This is a genomic window from Dysgonomonas sp. 511, from assembly GCF_010501105.1.
Lineage (GTDB): Bacteria > Bacteroidota > Bacteroidia > Bacteroidales > Dysgonomonadaceae > Dysgonomonas.
This window is the reverse complement of record NZ_QVMQ01000001.1, coordinates 120,925-137,137: the sequence shown is the minus strand read 5'-3', so window position 1 is coordinate 137,137 and position 16,213 is coordinate 120,925. Positions and strand designations below refer to the sequence as shown.

The 16,213-nt window shown below is 41.7% G+C and carries 14 protein-coding genes; 3 read left to right on the top strand and 11 right to left on the bottom strand.

Translation table 11 applies throughout. The annotated features are described in order from the left end of the window. Positions 1 to 5: 5 nt before the first annotated feature. A complete protein-coding gene (locus tag D0T57_RS00510; protein ID WP_163269769.1) occupies positions 6 to 1,280 on the top strand; it encodes a DUF2851 family protein in 1,275 nt (424 codons plus the stop codon). Between the two features lie 17 nt (positions 1,281 to 1,297). Continuing rightward, positions 1,298 to 2,509 carry a DUF6051 family protein gene (locus D0T57_RS00505; protein WP_163269767.1) on the top strand — a complete coding sequence of 404 codons (1,212 nt, stop codon included), beginning with the start codon at positions 1,298 to 1,300 and terminating at the stop codon, positions 2,507 to 2,509. Between the two features lie 66 nt (positions 2,510 to 2,575). Here the strand turns inward: D0T57_RS00505 and D0T57_RS00500 are convergent, their stop codons facing one another. Next, positions 2,576 to 4,999, bottom strand: a complete 2,424-nt coding sequence (locus tag D0T57_RS00500) for a BamA/TamA family outer membrane protein (RefSeq protein ID WP_163269765.1) — start codon at positions 4,997 to 4,999, stop codon at positions 2,576 to 2,578. A 131-nt stretch (positions 5,000 to 5,130) separates the two neighbouring features. Between D0T57_RS00500 and D0T57_RS00495 the strand changes: the two genes are divergently transcribed. Continuing rightward, complete coding sequence (locus tag D0T57_RS00495) at positions 5,131 to 5,889, top strand: RNA methyltransferase (protein WP_163269763.1); 759 nt, start codon at positions 5,131 to 5,133, stop codon at positions 5,887 to 5,889. Here the strand turns inward: D0T57_RS00495 and D0T57_RS00490 are convergent. The 10 genes from D0T57_RS00490 to D0T57_RS00445 all read right to left on the bottom strand — a co-directional run bounded on the left by D0T57_RS00490 (position 5,884) and on the right by D0T57_RS00445 (position 16,137). After that, positions 5,884 to 7,071: a hypothetical protein gene (locus tag D0T57_RS00490; protein ID WP_163269761.1), complete on the bottom strand. Its 1,188-nt coding sequence runs from the start codon at positions 7,069 to 7,071 to the stop codon at positions 5,884 to 5,886. The two genes, D0T57_RS00495 and D0T57_RS00490, sit on opposite strands and share 6 nt — an antisense overlap. 78 nt (positions 7,072 to 7,149) lie before the next feature. Beyond that, positions 7,150 to 7,848 carry a DUF1266 domain-containing protein gene (locus D0T57_RS00485; RefSeq protein ID WP_163269759.1) on the bottom strand — a complete coding sequence of 233 codons (699 nt, stop codon included), beginning with the start codon at positions 7,846 to 7,848 and terminating at the stop codon, positions 7,150 to 7,152. Positions 7,849 to 8,026: 178 nt separating this feature from the next. Continuing rightward, the gene (gene tsf, locus D0T57_RS00480) at positions 8,027 to 8,851 is read right to left on the bottom strand and encodes a translation elongation factor Ts (RefSeq protein ID WP_163269757.1); all 825 of its coding nucleotides are present in this window, start codon (positions 8,849 to 8,851) and stop codon (positions 8,027 to 8,029) included. Positions 8,852 to 8,961: 110 nt separating this feature from the next. After that, positions 8,962 to 9,816, bottom strand: a complete 855-nt coding sequence (gene rpsB / locus D0T57_RS00475) for a 30S ribosomal protein S2 (RefSeq protein WP_163269755.1) — start codon at positions 9,814 to 9,816, stop codon at positions 8,962 to 8,964. Positions 9,817 to 10,003: 187 nt separating this feature from the next. Continuing rightward, the gene (gene rpsI, locus D0T57_RS00470) at positions 10,004 to 10,390 is read right to left on the bottom strand and encodes a 30S ribosomal protein S9 (protein ID WP_163269753.1); all 387 of its coding nucleotides are present in this window, start codon (positions 10,388 to 10,390) and stop codon (positions 10,004 to 10,006) included. Between the two features lie 6 nt (positions 10,391 to 10,396). Next, positions 10,397 to 10,852 carry a 50S ribosomal protein L13 gene (rplM, locus tag D0T57_RS00465; protein WP_163269751.1) on the bottom strand — a complete coding sequence of 152 codons (456 nt, stop codon included), beginning with the start codon at positions 10,850 to 10,852 and terminating at the stop codon, positions 10,397 to 10,399. 247 nt (positions 10,853 to 11,099) lie between these two features. Continuing rightward, complete coding sequence (locus tag D0T57_RS00460) at positions 11,100 to 12,827, bottom strand: hypothetical protein (protein WP_163269749.1); 1,728 nt, start codon at positions 12,825 to 12,827, stop codon at positions 11,100 to 11,102. A gap of 19 nt (positions 12,828 to 12,846) precedes the next feature. Continuing rightward, positions 12,847 to 13,641: a thymidylate synthase gene (locus D0T57_RS00455; protein WP_163269746.1), complete on the bottom strand. Its 795-nt coding sequence runs from the start codon at positions 13,639 to 13,641 to the stop codon at positions 12,847 to 12,849. A gap of 150 nt (positions 13,642 to 13,791) precedes the next feature. Continuing rightward, on the bottom strand, positions 13,792 to 14,505 hold the full coding sequence (locus tag D0T57_RS00450) for a response regulator transcription factor (protein WP_163269744.1): 714 nt from the start codon (positions 14,503 to 14,505) through the stop codon (positions 13,792 to 13,794). 51 nt (positions 14,506 to 14,556) lie between these two features. Then, positions 14,557 to 16,137 (bottom strand): sensor histidine kinase KdpD, encoded by a 1,581-nt coding sequence (locus D0T57_RS00445; RefSeq protein ID WP_163269742.1) that lies wholly within the window; start codon positions 16,135 to 16,137, stop codon positions 14,557 to 14,559. Positions 16,138 to 16,213: the final 76 nt, after the last annotated feature.

Here is a 16,213-nt window from a genome sequence, read left to right as displayed (position 1 = left end):
CTACTATGGAAAAGATATTGCACTATGTATGGAAATACCGACTGTTCGACAAAGCCTTGCAAACAACCGACGGGCTACCGGTAGAGGTAATAGATGTAGGGCTGCCAAATACAAACCAAGGCCCTGATTTCTTCAACGCCAAAATAAAGATAGGCGACAAGCTTTGGGCAGGCAATGTAGAAATACATACGACCTCCGACAAGTGGAATATGCACAATCACAATACCGACAAGAACTACAATTCGGTGATACTGCATATTGTAGAAAAGGCGAACTGCACCGTATCGAACGAACAAGGAAAAGATGTGCCGCAATGTGAGATAACCTATCCGGCCTATATAAAAGAAAATTACGAATTTCTGCTGCATACCGACATCGACATACCGTGCAGGAACTATATAGCGGCTATGCCATCGCTACACCTCAATGCATGGATGAACTCTTTGCTGGTGGAACGGCTGGAACGGAAGTCGAACCATATACAAGACCTATTGAACAGGTTCAACAATTCGTGGGAAGAAGTGTTTTACGTTCTCTTATCCCGCAACTTCGGCTTCGGGCTTAATGCCGATTCATTCGAACGGTTGGCATTGAGCCTTCCCCTAATATACATATTGAAGCAAAAAGACAACCTGATACAGATAGAAGCCTTGCTATTCGGGCAGGCAGGAATGCTCGATAATCTGAAAACGGATGATGATTATTTCCAACTATTGAAAAAAGAATACGGTTTCTTAAAGAATAAATATGAATTACAACCGTTAGAATCATATATATTCAAGAGTTTGCGGTCACGCCCTACGGCATTTCCCCAGATAAGGATTGCACAGCTGGCTGCTTTGCTGCATAGTTCGGAGGGATTGTTCTCTAAAATGGTTAGTACAGAAGATTTGGGACGTATAAGACTGATATTGCATATCAATGCATCGGAATACTGGCAAACCCATTACGCTTTTGGCGTAACATCGCCGCGAAAATCCAAATATCTGGGCGATGCGTCGCTCGATCTCCTCTTGATTAATACGGTGGTTCCCATGTTGTTTACCTATGGGAAAAGCATTGGTAGCGAAACACATTGCGAAAGGGCGATGCAATTTATGGAAATGCTGAAACCAGAGAAGAACAGCATAACTAAGATGTTTGCAAAGCAAAATATGCCTCTGAATAACGCTGCCGATTCGCAGGCTATAATACAACTGAAACGCGAATATTGCGAACTGCGCAAATGCCTGTATTGCAGGATAGGGCATCAACTATTGACCGATAAATCATCATCTTGAAACAAGATATAAACAATATGAAGTACATTGATCTTTTTAATCATCTCAAACAAATAGAAAACTATACCGACAACGAGATCGAGATAGATGAAAATCTGGTGATGAGAAACTTTTCCTTCGAATCCAATTACCGCTTCATACTTCCCGGAGGGCTTGGCAACAACGACGACTACGAATTTATCCCCAGCGTGCCACAAGATTACGAGCCGGATGTAATACAGCGGATGCTCAACAAAAAGGATTCGGAGATAATGGAGAATATAAAGTTCCGCTACCATATGATTATGCCTAAGAATGTGGTGAAAGCAAACGGCATTATATTCATGTTTCACGGATTCAACGAAAAGACATGGTACAAATACCTGCCTTGGGCAAAATATATTGTAGAAAAAACAGGCAAATCAATCGTCTTGTTCCCTATCGCTTTTCATATGAACCGTGCGCCGGCGGCATGGAGCAGCACGCGCGAAATGTACCGTGTGAGCGAGCAGCGCAAACTGCGGCATCCCGATGTTATATGCTCCAGCCTATCGAATGTGGCTATAAGTACACGGTTGCACAACAAGCCGCAACGGTTTATCTGGTCGGGGCTGCAAACCTATTACGATGTCATTGATTTTGTAGAAGCATTCAAAGAAGGGAAACATCCCGCGATAGACAAAGACACCACAATAGATTTCTTCTCTTATTCTATAGGCACCTTCCTCGGCGAAATATTGATGATGAGTAATAAGAACGGCTATTTCTCCGATTCTAAATATGCAACATTCTGTGGCGGGGCTGTATTTAACCGCTTGTCGCCGGTATCTAAGTTTATTCTCGATAGTGAGGCAAACGTAAGCCTCTATTCCTTCGTTGTAGAACATTTGGAAAGCCATATGAAGCGTGACGAGGTACTTCGCCACTATATGCATACACATCCCGAAGGCAATTACTTCCGCAGTATGCTTAACTACCGTTCGCAAACAAAAGAAAGGGAGGAACGCTTCAAGGCGATGAGCCATCAGTTCTATGCCATTACTTTAGCTAAAGACGAAGTAGTACCCACTTACGAGGTTGTCAATACTCTGCAAGGCTCGTTGCGCGATATCCCTATCAAAGTAGAGGTGTTGGATTATCCGTACAAATATATACACGAAGACCCGTTTCCCGCCCTGCCGAAAATAGCAGACGAGGTGGATGAACAATATAGGTTGACTTTCGAGAAGATTAGTGATTTTTTGAAATAAAAAGAAGGTCTTACTTTTTCACAGGGTAAGACCTTTATCTATATTCTAAATTTTAGTAACAGTTACTCAGAAAGGGTAGCCGACTGCAATATGCCAGGCACCGTTGGAACTCAGTCGGAACGGATGTTTGACAGGCCATTTTGTCGTCGCGGGATCACCCGATGGGTCATAAGCCTTCCATCCCCTGTCGAGGCGGATAAGCACAAAATCGAAGTCGAGGCGAATGCCAAGCCCCCACGAAAACGCTATCTCCTTATAGAACTTATTGAATTTGAAAGCCCCTCCCTCCTGTTTCGGATATTCTCTTACAGTCCAGATATTTCCGGCGTCGATAAAAGCACCTAATTCTAATATCCAGAACAACTTACTACGATATTCTATACCTGCATCGAAACGGATATCTCCTGAATGATAGTAGAAGTTATCGTTTACAGACAAAGCTCTCGGCTGTTTTTCCCCTTTAAAATAGTACGATCCGGGTCCCAGTTCGCGTATGGCCCATCCCCTAACACTGTTTGCTCCTCCTGAGAAAAAGCGTTTTTGTATAGGTATCTCCTGATAATTGCCATAAGGATAAGCCAATCCGCCTCCCAGCCGCCAGGCAATAGAGTTTTTCTCGTCTACCTGATAGGTTTTGCTGAAGTCGAAAGTTCCCCTTACATACTGGGCATAATTGGTGCCGAAAATCTGCTTCGAGCCAAATTCATCTTTCGGAGCATCTGTCGCAGCAGCTATTACGGAAAGAAGGTTGCCGGCAGTTTCTATCGAAGCCCGCAATGTATAGATCGGCCTGTTCCGCCTGAGTGGCGATGCCACATTGGAACGCGAAAAGGTATAGCCTGTGCTCAGTATAAAATGGTCTTTGAAACTATACTGCTGTGCGCCCGATGGCAACTCGTTGTAGAAATCAAGGTTCAAGGCATCTTTCGGCAAATGCACATAGCTGATATCCACCAGGTCGAAGATATGGCGGTTGAGCGACATACGCCTGTCTTGCCATATATATTTGATACCCGTAGACAAAACCGTACGGGTGAAGAAATCCGGGCGACGCTGATAAGTATAACTGCCTGAAAATTGCGTGGAAGCATGTATCTGCCGTCTGAAATCCTTGCTTAGGAACGGGAACATAAAACGAGGAAATGTTAAAGATGTCTCGCCCCCGATTTCAAAATAATTTTCCGAGAAGCTGGCAAAACTTGGTGTAATAGCCTCGTAAGCCCCCCGCAATTTTACATTAAATAATTCGGAACCACGAAAAACATTTCTGTGCAAGTACCCTATACCTGCACCTACACCGATATACCCACCTGAGTTTGTGCCTTCTACTTCGGCCGATATGCCCTGTCGTTTGTCGGGTACGCAGGTGATGGTACAACGCAGTTTTGTAGAGTCGTTTTCCCAAAACTCAGTATAGGTTATATTTACATTCTTAAGTATCTTCAGTTGCGAAAGGGCACTATAAGTCAGCGTAGTCATATTCTCATCGAACATTGTACCCGGCACTATATAGCAATTGTTGAGTATGACATGGGGTTTTATATACTCACCCCTCGGCCCGTATTTTATTTTATAGCCGTCTCTTTCGTATGTCGTCGATTCTTTATATTGCCCGATGTCACCATCTTCGAGAGGATTATAATCGACATACAGATTCACTTCTTGTACTATGTAGCGGTTGTGCGGGGTTTCTGTTTCGCGGCCGCTTTGCATACGCTGGGTAAACGGATAGATGTTCAGATCAAGGGATACCTGCCTGTTGCCCAATGTAGTGTCGGCTTCGAACCCAATATATTCTTTATTGAAACTGTAATAGCCCGTCCGCCTGAAAATCGAGGTTATCCGGTCGCGCTCCATATCGAGCATATCCAGATCGAATATATCATTGGAGTGAACAAGCGAGTTCCTTTGTAAGATAGTATCTATAGCCAAACGGGGAGGATTATCCCTCAACTTCTTGTTCCTTATATAGATAGGCGAAAGATAAAAAGTAGGGTCGGAAATAACATTGCTGTCTACAGCTATTTTATAATCGCTTATCCGGTATGGCTCGCCCGCCGTTATATCATAAACTACTCTTGCTTTCTTTTTCTTTAGTTCTACCATTGGCCTTACTTCGGCATTGAGGTAGCCTTTGTTTGTCATCATACGCTTGAGATCTATCACCGTCTGATCCATCAGCGTGCTGTCGAACAATACCGGAGGATCGCCAGCATTGCGCAGAACGCGGTTCACCCATTTTGTAGTATCTCTTCCCGATAGGTTGTAAATAAAAAGAGGAAGCTTGAATAGGGCAAAAGTCTTATAGTTGGGCTTTTGCTTAAAATAAGTCTCTACTTCGTAAGACGGAAGTACCTTTTTGTCGCTTTTTACTATTGCGCTCGATAGCAAATACTCTCCTTCGGGCACGTATTTGGTCGTACTACACGAATGGATAAGTATAGCAAATATAAGAAAAGTAAGTAAGTAAGTTAACGGCTTATATCTCATAAGAGTGTAATCGTACAAATTGGATACATCAATTGAACGACAAATTTAGGGTTTTAATTGTTTCTTTTTGTAGTTTTGCTGTGAAAAGAATAGGGTAAGATATCAAAAAATGAAACTTACAACACATTTGTATGAGTTTGAGTAAAAATAAATTAAAATACATCCGTTCGCTCCGGGAGAAAAAATTCCGCACCGAATACGGGACTTTCATCGCTGAGGGCAATAAGTTGGTGAATGATTTATTGCCACATATCAAATGCCAACTCTTAGTTGCAACGGCAGATTACCTTGACAATGCCTGCACGCTGGGCATAGAAGAGGTGATTGAAGTAAACGAAAGCCAACTGGCTCAAGCCAGTTTGTTGAAAAATCCGCAGCAGGTATTAGCCGTTTTCTACCAGCCACCGGTCGAAACAGCTATTGAAATCAACGCCCAATTGGCATTGGCTCTCGATGGCATACAAGACCCCGGCAATCTGGGTACAATAGTGCGCCTGGCCGATTGGTACGGTATCGAAAATGTTTTTTGCTCGCACGATACGGCAGATATATACAATCCGAAAGTAGTGCAAGCTACAATGGGAGCAATAGCCCGTGTAAAAGTGCATTATGTAGATTTGCCGGACTTTGTAATGCAAAATAGGGAAAAACAAGTACCAATCTATGGCACTCTGCTCGATGGCAAGAATATGTATGAGCAGGAGTTGACTGCCAACGGAATAATTGTGATGGGAAACGAAGGCAATGGAATACGTCCCGAAATAGAAAAACTTATCGACAAGAAGTTATACATACCCAACTATCCTCTTGGAAATCCTACTTCCGAATCGCTGAATGTGGCCATTGCGACAGCTATTATTTGTGCCGAGTTCAGAAGGCGGGTTTTATAAAGTATCAACTATTACATAGGCATGATAGCGGTTTTGCTTGTTTACAGGACATAGAGGTAAGTACCCTTGTTTCAGCCTGTTGTTATCAAACACAGCAGGGTGTTTTTGTTCTAATAGCAAATGGTCTGCATATGTTTTGCCGTCTTTAGCGTCGAATGATATATAGAATTTGCCTTGTGAACCGCTACATATATATTTCTCATACAATTTTAAAGCGAGATAGCCCATATTATAACGCATATTCACTTCCAGGCAAGGATGTAATTTACAATCTTCTTTATCTTTATAGATCATCATATCGACACCTATGCAGCCTTTATAGACAGGGGCATATTTTTCGCCCAGCAATCTTTCCAACCGGGTGCAAACTTCCATCAACAGGGAGGAGGATATCTTATTGCACAAAACATCTTCGATATATTCCTGCGGACCAATATAATTAGCCTCATAACCTCCTTTTGCATTGGTGTCGAAAAGTGAATATCCATGAAAAGACGCTTTTCCCTTGCCATCGCACATAAATTCCATTGCGAAGTCCACTTGCTTATCCAACACCCGTTCTATACCGACTGAACCTTGCTTTTTAAGTATCCCATGCAGTATTTGCCTTTCGGTACGGGTAAGGCCGGTATCGGGAAGCCAAAGCAATCCCCTGCCCGACGAGGAGTATGGCGCTTTAGCTATTAAACTCTCTGTCGATGTAGATAGATAAGCTTCTATTTCATCCAACGAAGTACAAAAACGGGGGATTATATAACTATCAACCTGAGGAATATCTTTTACCAACTCTGATAAGATGTTGTGTGCCGACCTACGGTTGTTCAGCCCAAGGTAGCTATTGTTCCATTTAGGGACAACAAGATTTATATCGTTTTTCTGCTGCAAAGTTTCGAAGTAATGGATAGCTTGCGGCGAGATGCCCCAGAGCGAAACTTCCTGCCCGGTACATTCCTTTATATTATCTATAGGCATTGGCAAATGGGGATACTGCTTCCTTATTGCAGCATAATACGTATCTTCCTCCGTTTTTCCCGGTACAAGAACGACATCGCTACAGCCGCCGTACCATGCCGGAAGGTATGCAAGTTCCTGCTGCATAGATACAACATTGGCGGGAGCTGTATAAAAAGGCGAGCCATTTAGCACGGCTGTTTCGTGGCCGGGGTTGAAAAAGAGTATCATATATTATAGAAAGAGTGCTGGCAAAGATACAAAAAAAGCCTCCTTATACGGAAGCTCTATATTCATTCTTTACAGGTATTACCACGATAATTGCACCCAAGGGCTCTTCGGATTTTCGAACAAATAGCCGACTAACACATTCATTTTCTTATCAAATTCGCCAAGCCAGATAGCGCGCCCAATCTGATAGCTGTTTGCATATTCCTCCCAACTGTTGTAGTTTTCCTTCGAGGTTTTGTATGCTGCGTTTATATACTCCCAGGCTTCGTGTTCTGTTATATATTCTTTTTCGTAACACAAACGTGCTGCAAAAACCAGCCGGCAACTATCCCAGGCCGAAAAGCCCAATTGCTTTACCTCCGGTAGGTTTTTTATTATTCCCTTTTCTATCAACTGTGGGTATATTTTGCGGAAAACTGTTATAATATTTATGGCTGTAGCCAGATCTTCTGCGGTGCTGAACGTAGCTTGGAGCATTTCATGGATAACAGTTTCATCTTCACAGTCGATGCACTTGTTCAATGCTTCGGCGTAGAAGTTATCTCCTTTATCCCTCAGGTAATGAAGTTTGATTATGGCCTCTTCTTTATTTCTTACATCCCACCAATTTTCGAGGATTTCATCCACGCGTTCTTTGCTCAGACCTGTTTCTATAGAGTTGACATATGCTGCGTTTTGTTCGCTACACATAGCCCCTACCGCCAACATGCGGTATTGGTCTGCTGTCGCTTTAGAGTGAGGGTTTATGTAGATATCTGTGCAAATAGCTTTTATCAAGTGTTTTTGTTTCCACAGGATAAAACCTATTAACAACAATAAAAGAACTGAACCTATCAGAAACTCCATCTTTTTGTGTAATAAAGTGTATATCGCAAATATACAAAAAAGCGCGCAACATCTAGAATGTATTGCGCGCTTTATTTACAAAATTGTTAAAAAAATATCTTTCTGTTATTTATTCAGCGTTTAATGTAAAGCGCTTGAATGCTGTAACTGTAAGTTCTTTGTCGTTGGCAGCAAGATATTGAGCAACTGTTTGTTTTGGGTTCTTAATAAATTCTTGTTGAAGGAGAGTGAAGTCCTTGTAGAATTTATTAAGCGCACCTTCTGCGATTTTATCAAGCAGATTTTCTGGTTTGCCGGCTTCTTTCGCTTTTTCGCGGGCGATGCTCAATTCGCGTTCTTTTACTTCTTCCGATACTTCTTCAGGAAGCAAAGCTACCGGATTCATTGCTGCAATCTGCATAGCAACGTCTTTAGCAACTTGCTCGTCTACATTTGCTTTGTTGAAGCCAACGATAGCTGCAAGTTTATTTCCCGGGTGGATGTATGCAATTACCGAAGGGGCTGTAACTTGTTCGTAAACATTCAGTTCCATTTTTTCGCCTGTAACACCCATTCTGTCGGTTACAAGTTCTGCAACGGTACGGTCGCCTACTTTTATTTCTTTAAGGGCGTCGATAGTAGCCGGTTTGTTAGCCAATGCTGCATCGAGGATTGCTTTAGTCATACCAACGAAATCGCCATTCATTGCCACGAAGTCTGTTTCGCAGTTTACAGCTACCATTGCAGCAAAATCGCTGCTTGTTGCTGCCAATACACATCCTTCCGAAGCGTCGCGGTCTTCACGTTTTGCAGCGAAAGCTTGTCCTTTTTTACGAATTATTTCAATTGCTTTGTCGAAATCTCCTTCTGCCTCGTTCAGGGCGTTTTTACAATCCATCATTCCCGCACCTGTCATTTTGCGCAGTTTTTGGATATCAGCCATAGAAATTGCCATAGTGTTCTCCTTTTTGATTATTTAGTTTATAAATATTTTCAATAAAAAAAGGCCAAGAAACAGGCTCTGTGATATTTATCCAGAGCTTGATTCTTAGCCTTTAAGCTGTATTATTCTTCGTCCTCTTTAGCAAATTTGCTGGCTACAGCAGCATTTATTGCTTCTTGGTCTTCTTTTTCTACAGGTGCTTTTTTAGCTCCGGCTTTAGCTTTACGCTCTCTTCTTGGTGCTCCTTCTTCGTCTTGAGCTTCTGCTGCATTTGCATCGGCTTTTTCAACCTTTCTTTCATCAAGGCCTTCTTTTACGGCATCGCAAAGGCAGCCCATGATGAGTTCGATAGATTTTGCTGCATCGTCGTTTGCAGGTATTACAAAATCAATATCGCTAGGATCTGAGTTTGTATCTACCATGCCGAATACAGGTATGCCAAGGCGTTTTGCTTCTTTCACCGCAATGTGTTCTTTCATTACGTCTACTACAAACAAGGCTGAAGGAAGACGAGTGAGGTCTTGGATAGAACCTAAAGTTTTTTCCAGTTTGGCACGTTGGCGTGTTACTTGCAATCTCTCTCTTTTAGAAAGGGTATCGAAAGTTCCGTCTTTCACCATTTTGTCGATCGTCGACATTTTTTTCACAGCCTTGCGGATTGTAGGGAAGTTGGTTAGCATACCGCCTGGCCAGCGTTCTACTACGTAAGGCATGTTTATAGCTTGCGACAAGTCGGCAACAACTTGTTTTGCTTGCTTTTTGGTAGCAACGAATAATATTTTCTTTCCAGATTTAGCTATTTGCTTCATTGCAGCAGCAGCTTCTTCTGTTTTTGCTATTGTTTTGTACAGGTCAATGATGTGGATACCATTGCGCTCCATGAAAATGTAAGGAGCCATTGCCGGATTCCACTTTCTTTTCAAGTGGCCAAAGTGTACACCGGCTTCTAGTAATTGTTCAAATTCTAATTTTGCCATTTTTGTTTTTTAGTTCGTTTACTTTCTTTTTCTGTTAACGAATTGCCGGGTAGTTCTTTTGCGGAAGTCCCGTCAATTTAGATACTAAACGTAATTTCAGAGATGAGGCCGACTCATCATTATATTTACACCTCCTTGTACCTAAGCGGCGTAAGCCACAATATAGGGAGGCAAAATAATTTCCAAATTAACGTTTTGAGAATTGAAATCTTTTTCTTGCTTTTGGTTGTCCCGGTTTTTTACGTTCTACAACACGAGGGTCGCGAGTCATAAATCCTTCGGCTCTCAGAGCAGGCTTATCTTCAGGGTTGATCTTAACCAAAGCACGTGCGATACCAAGGCGTGCAGCTTCAGCTTGTCCTTTGTATCCTCCACCGTTCAGGTTGATTTTTATGTCGTATTTTTCAGCAACCTCTAGTTTGTTCAACGGTTGTTTTACAACATACTGAAGAATAGTTGAAGGGAAATAATTATCGAGTTCTCGCTTGTTGATAATAATTTTACCGGTTCCTTCGCTAACGAATACGCGTGCTACAGCAGCTTTGCGTCTTCCTATTGCATTTATTACTTCCATCAATTATTATTTAAGAGAGTTAATATCTATTGTTTTCGGTTGTTGAGCTTCGTGCTTATGCTCTGCACCTGCATATACATGAAGGTTTTTAAGCAAGGCTGCGCCAAGGCGGTTTTTAGGCAACATACCTTTTACCACTTTCAGCACCAAGCGATCTGCTCCTTTTTCCATTAGTTTTGCAGGAGTCATCTCTCTTTGTCCTCCCGGATAACCTGTATATCTCAAGTATATACGGTCGTTCCACTTGTTTCCTGTAAGCACAACTTTATCTGCATTGATGATGATAACATTATCGCCACAATCTACATGCGGAGTAAAGTTGGGTTTGTACTTCCCTCTCAGAAGTTTAGCCACCTTGGAAGCCATACGTCCAAGAGTCTGGCCTGTTGCGTCAACTACAACCCATTCTTTGTTTGCAGTTTCTTTGTTCGCAGAAATGGTCTTATAACTTAAAGTATCCACTTAAATTAAAAAATTAATTTGGTTAATGACTTATCGACTCACACAATTATTATCCGCTTATCGAGCTAAGTATGATAAGCGACAACAATCTGTTTATCAATTTTTTACGCTTTAATTCGTAATAATCGGCTCGCAAAATTACAAATTATCAGCGAATTAGCAAAAAATAACAGTGATTTTTTATTCAAAACAGCAACTCTTCCAAATAATTCTATGATTCGCTGTGTAGTATTGACAAAGGCTATATTTACCTGCAATCCGCTTTCGCCCGAAAGCCATCTTGCAGGCTTTTACCTCTCGACTCAAGGCATATAACAGGCAGAAACAAGGCATAATGATCTATTGTCCGGGCAGGCAGTTTGTCGTATGCAAAACCGGTATTGATCCATACCACATGGCCATTGTTTAGTAAATAAGGCGAGAATGAACTTTCCCAATCGAGCCCGATAGAAGTTTGCTGGTCTTTGACTGTGTAAGGTTTAAGTAATATATGACACGGTACATTTACATTGTCAATCTTCGCTTCCGAATACACGATATTGTATCGGCTTGTAGTCCAAACGAACAGGCTAAGGATGAATATTCCTATCAGGCATCTGCCTTCTAAGGGGTATTTCCTTACCTTTCCTTTTAATAGCAGGGTTGCTCCCGTAAATATTATTGCACACAGTACCCCCACAATAAAACGAATATCGGCACCGCCAGTCAACCAGACAATTACAGCAACTGCAAATATAGCATATAATAATATATGTACCGGTTCTGCTTTTTTTCTTTGCTGCCTTATCACAAAGTATGTCGTATATAGAAACATAAGGATAGATAGCACCAATATTATATCGGTCAAGATATTTATGGCAAACGGGTCTCTCATGCTTTCGCCCGGATAGCGCAATGCGATGCGCAGGAAATAATAACCCGTAGAAAAAATATATGCTTTTTGTTTAACAGCAGCTTCTAGCGGCACTTTCCAGTCGAACGAAAATAGGTCTATCTGGTAGAGAGGATAGATAAGGTATCCTGATATTATCACATTCCTTACCAGCCACGGCAAAACAATAATAAGCCCGGCCGTACACAAAAATCCGACATCGAGATACCTCTTGTTTTTGATCAATTGGTAAATAAGGTACACACTCAATATTGCCAATGCGCACGAAGACAGCTTGCAGGTAAGTAAAAATACAGGCAGGATAATTAATAAGAGATAATTCTCTTTCAATATATGGGGATAGAGTATCAGTCGTGCTACTATATAAAAGATTATAAAGTTGGGCAAAATATCAGTCGACGTATTCCCCAGAAAATAAATGGATACCCAGCAAAGCAATATATATGACACAAGAATAAACAAACGCCTTGTTTCGAACCCAGAGCGTATAAATTCGTAGAGTATCCACGAACCTATAATGGTTACAATGAACGGCTGTAGTGGATATATAGCTTCGCTTAATACAAACCGGAAGGTGAAAACAGCACTCAGTAGCAGGTAATTGGAATTGAATCCGTACCTGTCGTCCAGGTTGCCCAAGCCGGGAACTACGGCAAACTCCTCGTTCCACCGTATATTCTGATGGTGATAAAATAGGGAATCGTAGACCGATTGTTCCCACGAGTAGAAGTAGACAGAGAATAATAGGAATAGGGCGATGGGGACAAGGAAAAAATAAGACGAAGATATTGTCCTTATCAAGGCCTTGAGATAGGATAATGTTTCATATAGCCTCTTGCGGGCCATGCCCCAATACAACAGGCATAAAGCGATACTACCAAACAGAAAAAAATGATTGGAAGGCAGCCACAACGACCAGAATGATAATGGTACGATTAATGCGCATAGTCCCAACAGTACCTTGTCGGCTAAGCCATAACTTTCTTGTTGCCTGCATACTTTATTGTAGAACGCGAGCAACATGTCTCCTGACGAAAAGAGAACGAAGAACAGGATTATCCAGGAAAATACTATTGATAACACATGTGTAAATTAAATATTCTCAGACTGCGACTTCACCTTTTATATGCGGGTGAGGATCATAGCCTTCCAGTTGGAAGTCTTCATATTTGAAATCGAAAATACTTTTCACTTCGGGATTGATTTTCATTTCGGGCAACGGACGAAGGTCGCGGCTCAGTTGCAGTTTCACCTGCTCCAGATGGTTGGTGTAAATATGTGCATCGCCCAATGTGTGGACAAATTCTCCCGCCTGAAGCCCCGTTACCTGCGCCATCATTTTCAGTAATAACGCATAGGACGCAATATTGAACGGCACGCCCAGAAATATATCGGCACTGCGTTGGTACAGTTGCAGGCTCAATTTGCCATTTGCCACATAAAACTGGAAAAAGGCATGGCATGGAGGCAGGTTCATATTTGGCAGGTCGGCAACATTCCACGCATTCACTATAATACGGCGCGAATCGGGATTGTTCCTTATTGTATTTACTGCATCTGTTATCTGGTCGATATGTCCGCCATTATAATCGGGCCACGAACGCCATTGGTAGCCGTATATATGACCAAGTTCGCCATTCTCGTCGGCCCACTCGTTCCATATACGCACACCATGTTCCTGCAAATATTTCACATTGGTGTCGCCTGCCAGAAACCATAACAATTCGTATATGATGGACTTGAGATGTAGCTTCTTGGTAGTGAGCACCGGAAAGCCTTCCGACAGGTCGTAGCGGCTTTGATGCCCGAATACACTGATGGTACCGGTTCCCGTGCGGTCACTTTTTTCTACTCCTTCTGCGAGTACACGTTTCAACAGGTCGTGATATTGCTTCATTTCACTTATATTTATTCCGCTACAAAAATAGGAAAAACAAATTGTTATTTTATATGCAAAGGGTAATCCTTAACGATTTTCTATAAAATAGCTGCAAAAAAGCCGGCTGATAAAAAATCGTCCGGCTTTCTCTCATACATTCAAGTATATTTATTCTGCTGTTTCTTCTTCGCTTACAGGTGCAATCAGTTTGTAACCTTTACCGTGAATATTGATAATTTCAATGTCCGATGCCGGTTTCAATAATTTACGCAACTTAGTGATATACACATCCATGCTTCTGGCATTGAAGTAGTTGTCGTCTACCCAGATTTGTTTAAGGGCGTGATTCCGTTCCAGGATATCGTTCGCATGGGCGCAAAGCAGGCCTAGCAGTTCTGCTTCTTTGGTTGTAAGCTTAGTACTTTGCCCTTTGATGGTAAGGATTTGTTTTTGAGTATCGAACGCCATATCGCCAAATTGGTAAATTTGTTGTTCTTTTACCCTCTTACCCTTCACTCGGCGGAAAATAGCTTCGATACGAAGTACCAGCTCTTCCATGCTGAATGGCTTAGTGATGTAATCGTCCGCGCCGGCTTTGAAGCCTTCGAGGATGTCGTCCTTCATATTTTTAGCTGTGAGGAATATGATAGGTATTTCGGTATTGATAGCCCTGATTTCTTTCACTAGCGTGATTCCGTCTTTTTTAGGCATCATTACATCCAATATACATAGATCATACTTTTCTTTTACAAACCCTTTGTATCCGGCTTCTCCGTCGATATACAAATCTGTATCATACCCTTTAGCCTGAAGATATTCTCTTAGCAACATACCAAGATTCTCATCATCTTCACATAAGAATAATTTCAATTTTTCTTCCATAGCTTATTTATTTACTTATTTACAATGTTTAATATTATTCTCTCCATTAAATTAATCTAGCGATTTATTTTTCATTACAGGCAGGCTTATTATAAACTTAGTGCCTTTGCCTACATCACTTTCTGCCTTGATTGTGCCTTTATGGTCTTCAACTATCTTCCTCACATATGCCAGCCCCAAGCCAAAGCCTTTTACATCGTGCCTGTTGCCGGTGGATACGCGATAGAAACGGTCGAAAATCTTTTTCACAAGCTCCTTCTTTATACCGATACCGTTATCTTCTACCGATATCAATATCTTGTTGCCATTGTTCCATGTGCGTATCATCAGTTCGAGAGGCGTATCCTCGCGCCTGTATTTTACGGCGTTGTCGAGCAAGTTGAACAGCACATTGGTAAAATGCATTTTATCGGCATTGATGGACGATTCGGTTGCTTCGAGGTCTATATCGAGGTTGCCTCCGAATTTTTCCACCTTCAGTTGGAATGTATGTGCCACATGTACCACTATGTCGTTCACATCCAGCTCTTTGAGTTTGAGAGTTGCTTTTTGTTTTTCGAATAGCGACATTTGCAAGACTTTCTCCACCTGAAAACTCAGCCGTTCGGTTTCGTCATTTATAACCCCCGATATGTGCTTAAATACGTCGGGCGACTTGGTTATGGAGACGTCTTTCAACATCTGCGCAGCCAATGATATGGTCGACACCGGAGTCTTAAGCTCGTGGGTCATATTATTCATAAAGTCATTCTTCATTTCCGACAAACGCTTCTGACGGAAGGTTATATAAATGATAATGATAAATGTTACCAACAGGATGAATGTAAACAAAATAGCCGGATAGAGGAAAGATACCTCGCTGAAAAGATAATCTTCTTTGCTCGGAAAGTAAACCTTGAGGTACGCCACTTTATCCTGCGGGTCGTTCGGGAACAACGGCTGCGAATAATAATCCTTTTTGTTCTTCACCGAAAAAAGTGGTTGTTGGTATATCGGTTTATCGTTTTTGTCTACTACTTCGTACTGGAATGGCAACTCTATACCATTATATTTTATTTCGTTTCTTATATTCGCTTCTAGTCCTTTCAGGTTCACCCGTTCTTCTATCGGGGTATTGCTCGCCGTATTTATTATACGGTTTACAACTTCATTCATTATTTCGCTCTCGTACAGGAATTTCTTTTTTTGTTCGTCCTGCATATCGGATATTGTCTTCGATATTGCATTTGTTCCGGCCTTGGCAGGTGCTTGGAATACTTGGCTTTTGGGCCTCTGCACTGTACTCGAGGCTGTATGCTCTATGTCAAACTCAGAGCCGTCGGGAGCTATTATTTTAAATCTTTGTTGTTGGGTTACAGTCTCCTCTTGTAATTGGTTTCTCAACGCCAAAGACCTTTTGTATGCAGCTGCCTGCTTTTTCTGTGTTTCGATAAAGGCTTCGTCCAGATACTTTTTTGTCTGATCCAGTTCAAGATTGCGCGATATTTGCGACAAGCTCCTGTTTATAGCTTCGTTAAACTGGTCTGTCCTCCAACCTATTGATTCGCGGAGATATGTTATCTGTAAATACAATAGGCCAAAGAATGTAAATGCCATTATAGCAGCAAGTATCCATATTGTCGACTTTCTCATCTTACGGCCTTTATCCTTTCATTTATACACAATTCAAGTATATAATATTCACTTTTCATTGTCTTCTCCTATTTAA

Coding starts and splice junctions, on each gene's coding strand:
- D0T57_RS00510 (WP_163269769.1), top strand. CDS start 6: ATGGAAAAGATATTGCACTATGTATGGAAATACCGACTGTTCGACAAA.
- D0T57_RS00505 (WP_163269767.1), top strand. CDS start 1,298: ATGAAGTACATTGATCTTTTTAATCATCTCAAACAAATAGAAAACTAT.
- D0T57_RS00500 (WP_163269765.1), bottom strand. CDS start 4,999: ATGAGATATAAGCCGTTAACTTACTTACTTACTTTTCTTATATTTGCT.
- D0T57_RS00495 (WP_163269763.1), top strand. CDS start 5,131: ATGAGTTTGAGTAAAAATAAATTAAAATACATCCGTTCGCTCCGGGAG.
- D0T57_RS00490 (WP_163269761.1), bottom strand. CDS start 7,071: ATGATACTCTTTTTCAACCCCGGCCACGAAACAGCCGTGCTAAATGGC.
- tsf (WP_163269757.1), bottom strand. CDS start 8,851: ATGGCAATTTCTATGGCTGATATCCAAAAACTGCGCAAAATGACAGGT.
- rpsB (WP_163269755.1), bottom strand. CDS start 9,816: ATGGCAAAATTAGAATTTGAACAATTACTAGAAGCCGGTGTACACTTT.
- rpsI (WP_163269753.1), bottom strand. CDS start 10,390: ATGGAAGTAATAAATGCAATAGGAAGACGCAAAGCTGCTGTAGCACGC.
- D0T57_RS00455 (WP_163269746.1), bottom strand. CDS start 13,641: ATGAAGCAATATCACGACCTGTTGAAACGTGTACTCGCAGAAGGAGTA.
- D0T57_RS00450 (WP_163269744.1), bottom strand. CDS start 14,505: ATGGAAGAAAAATTGAAATTATTCTTATGTGAAGATGATGAGAATCTT.
- D0T57_RS00445 (WP_163269742.1), bottom strand. CDS start 16,137: ATGAGAAAGTCGACAATATGGATACTTGCTGCTATAATGGCATTTACA.